6 protein-coding genes and 2 pseudogenes are annotated in these 7,614 nt (G+C 34.8%); all 8 read left to right on the top strand.

The window, feature by feature from the left end:
* A pseudogene (locus tag B3J44_RS21460) lies at positions 1-390 on the top strand (quinol:cytochrome C oxidoreductase); the annotation flags it as partial.
* A 34-nt stretch (positions 391-424) separates the two neighbouring features.
* On the top strand, positions 425-1,828 hold the full coding sequence (gene nrfD, locus B3J44_RS21455; protein WP_008466839.1) for an NrfD/PsrC family molybdoenzyme membrane anchor subunit: 1,404 nt from the start codon (positions 425-427) through the stop codon (positions 1,826-1,828).
* On the top strand, positions 1,821-2,345 hold the full coding sequence (locus B3J44_RS21450; protein ID WP_198854500.1) for a DUF3341 domain-containing protein: 525 nt from the start codon (positions 1,821-1,823) through the stop codon (positions 2,343-2,345). Before nrfD ends, B3J44_RS21450 begins: the two co-directional genes overlap by 8 nt.
* Positions 2,346-2,353: 8 nt before the next feature.
* Positions 2,354-2,899, top strand: coding sequence for a c-type cytochrome (locus B3J44_RS21445; protein ID WP_198854499.1), 546 nt, complete (start codon positions 2,354-2,356; stop codon positions 2,897-2,899).
* A gap of 27 nt (positions 2,900-2,926) precedes the next feature.
* A complete protein-coding gene (locus B3J44_RS21440) occupies positions 2,927-4,321 on the top strand; it encodes a quinol:cytochrome C oxidoreductase (protein ID WP_286971334.1) in 1,395 nt (464 codons plus the stop codon).
* 19 nt (positions 4,322-4,340) lie between these two features.
* Positions 4,341-5,531 carry a cytochrome c oxidase subunit II gene (locus tag B3J44_RS21435; protein WP_286971332.1) on the top strand — a complete coding sequence of 397 codons (1,191 nt, stop codon included), beginning with the start codon at positions 4,341-4,343 and terminating at the stop codon, positions 5,529-5,531.
* Between the two features lie 30 nt (positions 5,532-5,561).
* Positions 5,562-7,364 carry a cytochrome c oxidase subunit I gene (locus tag B3J44_RS21430; RefSeq protein WP_198854496.1) on the top strand — a complete coding sequence of 601 codons (1,803 nt, stop codon included), beginning with the start codon at positions 5,562-5,564 and terminating at the stop codon, positions 7,362-7,364.
* A 107-nt stretch (positions 7,365-7,471) separates the two neighbouring features.
* Positions 7,472-7,614 (top strand): annotated as a pseudogene (locus B3J44_RS21425) (Holliday junction branch migration DNA helicase RuvB); the annotation flags it as partial.

Here is a 7,614-nt window from a genome sequence, read left to right as displayed (position 1 = left end):
TGTCCATATAAAGTACGTCGTTTTAACTGGTTCTTATACAACAAAAACAGCGAGTTCGATTATCATATGAACGATGATTTAGGCCGTATGGTATTAAATCCTGACGTTAACGTACGTTCTCGTGGTGTTATGGAGAAATGTTCTATGTGTATCCAAATGACACAAGCTACTAAATTAAAAGCTAAAAACGAAGGCCGTCCAGTTAGAGATGGTGAATTCCAAACAGCTTGTTCTAGTGCTTGTTCTTCAGGAGCGATGATATTTGGTGATGTAAATGATAAAGAAAGTAAAGTTGCTAAATTAGCGGCTGACGAAAGATCATACCACTTATTAGAGCATGTAGGTACAAAACCTAATGTGGTTTACCATGTTAAAGTTAGAAATACTTAGTAAAATTATTAATTAAGAAACAATATAAAGGATTATGTCGTCTCACTACGAAGCACCCATTAGAAAACCTTTAGTTATTGGTGATAAATCTTATCACGATGTAACTGTAGATGTAGCAGCACCTGTTGAGGGACCTGCAAACAAGCAATGGTGGATTGTATTTTCAATCGCATTAATAGCCTTCCTTTGGGGGTTAGGTTGTATAATTTACACCGTATCTACCGGTATCGGAACATGGGGATTAAATAAAACAGTTGGCTGGGCTTGGGATATTACTAACTTCGTTTGGTGGGTTGGTATTGGTCACGCTGGAACATTAATTTCTGCGGTATTATTACTTTTCCGTCAACGTTGGAGAATGGCTATTAACCGTTCTGCGGAAGCAATGACTATCTTCTCGGTAGTTCAAGCAGGTCTATTTCCAATTATTCACATGGGACGTCCATGGTTAGCATACTGGGTATTACCTATTCCAAACCAATTTGGATCTTTATGGGTAAACTTTAACTCACCTTTACTTTGGGACGTATTCGCAATTTCAACGTATCTTTCAGTATCATTAGTTTTCTGGTGGACTGGTTTATTACCTGACTTTGCAATGCTACGTGATAGAGCTATTACTCCATTTAACAAAAGAGTTTATTCTATCTTAAGTTTTGGATGGAGCGGTAGAGCAAAAGATTGGCAACGTTTCGAAGAAGTATCTTTGGTATTAGCTGGTTTAGCTACTCCACTTGTACTTTCTGTACACACGATTGTATCTATGGACTTTGCTACTTCTGTAATTCCAGGATGGCATACAACAATTTTCCCTCCATACTTCGTTGCTGGAGCGGTTTTCTCTGGATTCGCGATGGTAAATACATTGTTGATTGTTATGAGAAAAGTATCTAACCTTGAAGCATACATCACATTACAGCATATCGAGTTAATGAACATCATTATCATGATTACTGGATCTATTGTAGGTGTGGCTTACATCACTGAGTTATTTGTAGCTTGGTATTCAGGTGTAGAGTATGAGCAATATGCATTCTTAAACAGAGCTACTGGACCTTACTGGTGGGCATATTGGTCAATGATGACATGTAACGTATTCTCTCCTCAATTCATGTGGTTTAAAAAATTAAGAACAAGTATCATGTTCTCATTCATCATCTCGATTGTTGTAAACATCGGTATGTGGTTTGAAAGATTTGTAATTATTGTTACTTCTTTACATAGAGATTACCTTCCATCTTCTTGGACAATGTTCTCACCAACATTTGTTGATATTGGAATTTTCATTGGAACAATTGGTTTCTTCTTTGTATTGTTTTTATTATACTCTAGAACATTCCCTGTAATTGCTCAGGCAGAGGTTAAAACAATTTTGAAAGGAACAGGAGATAATTATATTAGAGAAAGAGCAAACAGTAAAGATTCACATCATGAGTAATAAAGTTATATACGCCATTTATAATGACGATGACGTTTTGATGAATGCAGTAAAGAAAACTAGAGCTGCTCATCATCATATTGAAGAGGTTTTTACTCCATTCCCAGTTCACGGATTGGATAAAGCCATGGGATTAGCACCAACAAGATTAGCAATATGTGCTTTTTTATATGGTTGTGTTGGTATTTCTGTTGCAACAACAATGATGGGTTACATCATGATTCATGACTGGCCGCAGGATATTGGAGGTAAACCAAGTTTTAGTTTCATCCAAAACATGCCTTCTTTCGTGCCAATTATGTTTGAAATGACTGTGTTTTTTGCAGCTCACTTAATGGTAATTACTTTTTACATGAGAAGTAGATTATGGCCATTTAAAGAAGCTGAAAACCCAGACGTAAGAACAACTGATGACCACTTTTTAATGGAGGTTGCTGTAAATGATAACGAAACAGAGTTAGTTTCTTTCTTTGAAGGAACTGGAGCTGTTGAAGTTAAAGTAATAGAAAAGAATTAATTGTAGCTATGAAAAGGATATATAAAATAACACTTTTAGTTGGTATAACTATTTTAGTTTCATCTTGCCACAATAATTCGGCACCGAACTATCAGTATTTCCCAAATATGTATGAGTCTGTTGCTTATGAGCCATATTCAGAAGCAAAAATATTTAAGGGAGGAAAAGAAGGACAGCTTCCTGTTGAAGGAACTATCAATAGAGGTTTCGAACCTTATGAATATGAAAATTCAACTGCTGGTTATGAATTAGCAAAAGCTAATTTAAAATCACCTTTGACAGAAGAGGAAAGAAATTCAGGAAAAGGTAAAGAGCTTTTCGAAATTTATTGTATTAGCTGCCATGGTGCTGCTGGTAACGGTAAAGGTAAATTGGTTGAAAGAGAAAAATTTCTTGGAGTACCTAGCTATAAAGACAGAGAAATCACTGAGGGAAGTATCTTTCATGTTGAGACTTATGGTTTAAATGCAATGGGTTCACATGCAAATCAATTAAGTTCTCACGAACGTTGGTTAGTTGCTGACTATGTTCTGAAACTAAGAAGCCAATTATAATTGTTGAACAAACTGATCGTAATAGATATGTATACATTTTCAAGTAAATTAAAAACTTTTTCTATCATCTTAATGGCCGTTGGGTTATTAGGAATTGGGTATGGTTTTTTAAGTGCACCAAAAGATATTCAAGAAGTTGAAAAAATACTAGCTGCAGATGAACATGGTTCTCATGGTGTGGCGCATGAAGAAAAAGCGGAGGCATCTCACAAAGAAGCAGGTCATCATGAGGCTGCTGAAGTTGCACATGACTCTCATAAAGGAGCTGAGCACGCAGAAGTTTCTGGTGCAAATGAGCACGAAAAACACTTAGAGCACGTATTACACCAATTGCAAAATAAGCCTTGGTCTGCTTTATATGTAGCTTGTATTTTCTTTTTACTTCTTTCAATGGGGGTTTTAGCTTTCTATGCTATTCAACAAGTTGCTCAAGCAGGTTGGTCTCCAGTTTTGTTTAGAGTTATGCAAGGTATAACGGCTTACTTACCAGCTGGTTCTATTATCTTCTTCATAATTTTAGTTTTATGTGGATTACACTTTAACCATATTTTTGTTTGGTTGGGAGAGGGTGTAACAGATCCTAAAAATGCTAATTATGATGCTATTATTGCTGGTAAATCTGGTTATTTAAACTTTCCTTTCTGGATTGCTAGAGCGGCAATCTTTTTATTAGGATGGAACTTATATCGTTACTATTCAAGAAAAAACTGTTTAGAACAAGATGAGGCAAATGATGATCTTTATTACAAAAAGAACTTCAAAGCTTCTGCTGGATTCTTAGTATTCTTCATCGTTTCTGAATCTATCATGTCATGGGATTGGATTATGTCTTTTGATCCGCATTGGTTCAGTACATTATTTGGATGGTATGTATTTGCTTCTTTCTTTGTAAGTGGTATTACTGCTATTGCTTTAGTAACAGTTTATTTAAAATCAAAAGGATATTTAGAGTTTGTAAATAATAGCCATATCCACGATTTAGCTAAGTTCATGTTTGGTATTAGTATTTTCTGGACTTATTTATGGTTTTCTCAATTCATGTTGATCTGGTATGCTAACATTCCAGAAGAGGTAACTTATTTTGTAACAAGAATTCAATTATATAACCTTCCTTTCTTTGGGGCGGTTGTTATGAACTTTGTTTTCCCGTTATTAATATTAATCAATACTGACTTCAAACGACTTAACTGGGTTATCGTTATGGCTGGTGTTGTAATATTATTAGGTCATTATGTTGATTTCTTTAATATGATTATGCCTGGAACTGTAGGAGACAAATGGTTTATCGGAGTTCCTGAAATTGCATCGATTCTTTTCTTCTTAGGTTTATTTATATTTGTTGTATTTACTGCATTAACTAAATCTCCTCTGCTTGCAAAAAGAAATCCTTTCATCGAAGAAAGTAAACATTTTCATTATTAATATTTAAAGAAGTAAACAGATGACAAGTTTGTTGGTAATTATAGTTGTAGTTTTATTAGCAGTTGCATTATGGCAATTGACGAAGATATTTGATCTTACTCAGGTTGGAGTTTCTTCGAGCGATTCTCAGGTTGCATCAGATAATGATAATAACATTCAAGGATATATTATGTTTGGCTTTTTAGCTTTCATTTATATATTTACTATTTACGGTCTATTAAAATGGGGAGGTTTAGCTTTGCATACTCCTGCATCAGAACATGGGCTTTTGGTAGATAATTTAATGAATATCACTTGGGTTTTAATTTTCTTAGTTCAATTTATTACACAAGGTTTATTATACTGGTTTTCTTTTAAGAATAGAGGTAATAAAGATAAAAAAGCATTATTCTTTGCTGATAGTAATAAGTTAGAGGCAATTTGGAGTATTATTCCTTCTGTTGTTTTGGCTTGTTTAATTCTTTATGGATTGTATGCTTGGAATAACATTATGTTCGTTGATAAAGATGAAGACGTAATCGAGATCGAATTATACGCTCAACAGTTTAAATGGACTGCAAGATATGCAGGACAAGATAACGTTTTAGGTAAAGCTAACGTTCGTTTAATCCAAGGTGTAAATACTTTAGGTGTTGACATGTCAGATCCAAATGCTCAAGATGATATTGTAGTTTCAGAATTACATATCCCTAAAGGAAAAAAAGTTCACTTCAAAATGCGTTCTCAGGATGTTTTGCACTCGGCTTACTTTCCTCACTTTAGAGCACAAATGAACTGTGTTCCAGGTATGGTTACTGAATTTGCATTCATTCCTACTTATACTACTGCAGAATATAGAGAATTACCATTTATGGTTGAAAAAGTTGCTAACATTAACAAACTTAGAGCTGAAAAAAGCGTTGAGTTAGTTGCAAAAGGTGGTACAGCTTTAGATCCTTACACATTTGATTACTTATTATTGTGTAATAAAATCTGTGGAGCTTCTCACTATAATATGCAAATGAAAGTTGTAGTTGATACTCCAGAAGATTACAAAAAATGGTTAAGCGAGAAAACTACTTTAGCTCAAGATATTAAAGCGGCTGCTGCTGCTGAGAAACCAGCTGAAGGAGCTGCACCAACTACAGATACTACTGCAAAAATTATTGACACTGTTAAAACAGTTGTTGATACTGTAAAAGCAGCTGTAGCTAAAGTTGCGATAAAATAATATTATTAAGAAAATTTAAAGTACAAATATATGTCAGCAGAAGCGCACGGTCACGATCACGGACACGATCACGAGCACGAACATCATCATAAAGACACGTTCATTACTAAATATATTTTTAGTATTGATCACAAAATGATTGCTAAACAATACTTGATTACTGGTATTGTTATGGGAGTAATTGGGATTGCAATGTCCTTGCTTTTCAGAATGCAATTAGCGTGGCCAGAGGAGTCTTTCAAAATATTTAATGTTTTATTAGGAGATAAATTTGCACCTGATGGTGTAATGGCAAATGATATTTATCTAGCATTAGTTACAATTCACGGTACCATCATGGTATTCTTTGTACTGACTGCTGGTTTGAGTGGAACATTTAGTAACTTATTGATTCCGCTTCAAATTGGAGCAAGAGATATGGCATCTGGATTTATGAATATGATTTCATACTGGTTGTTTTTCTTATCTGCAGTTGTAATGTTATCTTCTTTATTTGTTGAGGCTGGACCAGCATCTGCAGGATGGACAATTTATCCTCCTTTGAGTGCATTGCCACAAGCAATCCCTGGATCAGGAACAGGTATGACATTATGGTTAGTATCTATGGCTATTTTCATCGCATCTTCTTTGATGGGATCTTTAAATTACATTGTTACTGTACTTAACTTAAGAACTAAAGGAATGTCTATGACTAGACTTCCACTTACAATCTGGACATTTTTCGTAACAGCTATTATTGGTGTTATTTCGTTCCCGGTTTTATTATCTGCAGCATTATTATTGATTTTCGATAGAAGTTTTGGTACTTCATTCTTCTTATCTGACATCTATATTGCTGGTGAAGTTTTACACTACCAAGGAGGTTCTCCTGTATTATTCGAGCACTTATTCTGGTTCTTAGGCCACCCTGAGGTTTACATTGTAATCTTACCAGCGATGGGTCTTGTGTCAGAAATTATGGCTACAAATGCTCGTAAACCAATTTTCGGTTACAGAGCGATGATTATGTCAGTTCTTGCAATTGCATTCTTATCTACTATCGTTTGGGGTCACCACATGTTTATTTCAGGTATGAATCCTTTCTTAGGATCTGTATTTACTTTTACAACTTTATTGATTGCAATTCCATCTGCTGTAAAAGCATTCAACTGGATTACAACTTTATGGAAAGGTAACTTACAATTTAACCCTGCAATGTTATTCTCTATCGGAATGGTTTCTACTTTCATCACTGGAGGGTTAACGGGGATCATTTTAGGAGATAGTACACTAGATATTAACGTTCACGATACATACTTCGTAATTGCTCACTTTCACTTAGTAATGGGTATCTCTGCACTTTATGGAATGTTTGCTGGTATTTACCACTGGTTCCCTAAAATGTACGGAAGAATGTTAAATAAAAACTTAGGTTATATTCACTTCTGGGTAACTGCGGTTTGTGCTTATGGAGTTTTCTTCCCAATGCACTTCATCGGTTTAGCTGGTTTGCCAAGACGTTACTATACAAATACTAACTTCCCATTATTTGATGATTTACAAAATGTGAATGTTTTAATCACAACATTTGCTCTTGTAGGAGGTGCATTCCAATTAGTATTCTTATACAACTTCTTTAGTAGTATTTTCTACGGTAAGAAAGCAGTTCAAAATCCTTGGAAATCTACAACTTTAGAGTGGACAACTCCAGTTGAACATATTCACGGTAACTGGCCAGGAGAAATTCCTCATGTATATCGTTGGCCGTATGACTATAGTAACCCTAATCACGATGTAGATTTTGTTCCTCAAAATGTACCAATGAAAGAAGGTGAAGAAGTTTTACACCACTAAAAAATAATCAAAGGCTGTCAGAAATGACAGCCTTTTTTGTTTAGTTAAAGTTCTAAACGTTGAGTTGAACTGTTTTACAAACTGATTAGTTTATATATCTTTGTAGGATGAATGAAAATCTAGATCCTACTACTAAAGGATATAACTCAGAAGAGTTAGATCTTGAGAAAAGATTACGTCCGCTGTCATTTGATGATTTCGCTGGACAAGATCAAGTTTTGGAAAATTTAAAAGTCTTTGTTGCTGCAGC

It is taken from the genome of Flavobacterium sp. UBA4854, assembly GCF_002399805.1.
In the GTDB taxonomy this organism is placed as follows: domain Bacteria; phylum Bacteroidota; class Bacteroidia; order Flavobacteriales; family Flavobacteriaceae; genus Flavobacterium; species Flavobacterium ginsengisoli.
The sequence above is the reverse complement of the archived record's forward strand: the minus strand, read 5'-3'. Positions and strand labels throughout refer to the sequence as shown.

Coding starts and splice junctions, on each gene's coding strand:
- B3J44_RS21435 (WP_286971332.1), top strand. CDS start 4,341: ATGACAAGTTTGTTGGTAATTATAGTTGTAGTTTTATTAGCAGTTGCA.
- B3J44_RS21445 (WP_198854499.1), top strand. CDS start 2,354: ATGAAAAGGATATATAAAATAACACTTTTAGTTGGTATAACTATTTTA.
- nrfD (WP_008466839.1), top strand. CDS start 425: ATGTCGTCTCACTACGAAGCACCCATTAGAAAACCTTTAGTTATTGGT.
- B3J44_RS21430 (WP_198854496.1), top strand. CDS start 5,562: ATGTCAGCAGAAGCGCACGGTCACGATCACGGACACGATCACGAGCAC.
- B3J44_RS21440 (WP_286971334.1), top strand. CDS start 2,927: ATGTATACATTTTCAAGTAAATTAAAAACTTTTTCTATCATCTTAATG.
- B3J44_RS21450 (WP_198854500.1), top strand. CDS start 1,821: ATGAGTAATAAAGTTATATACGCCATTTATAATGACGATGACGTTTTG.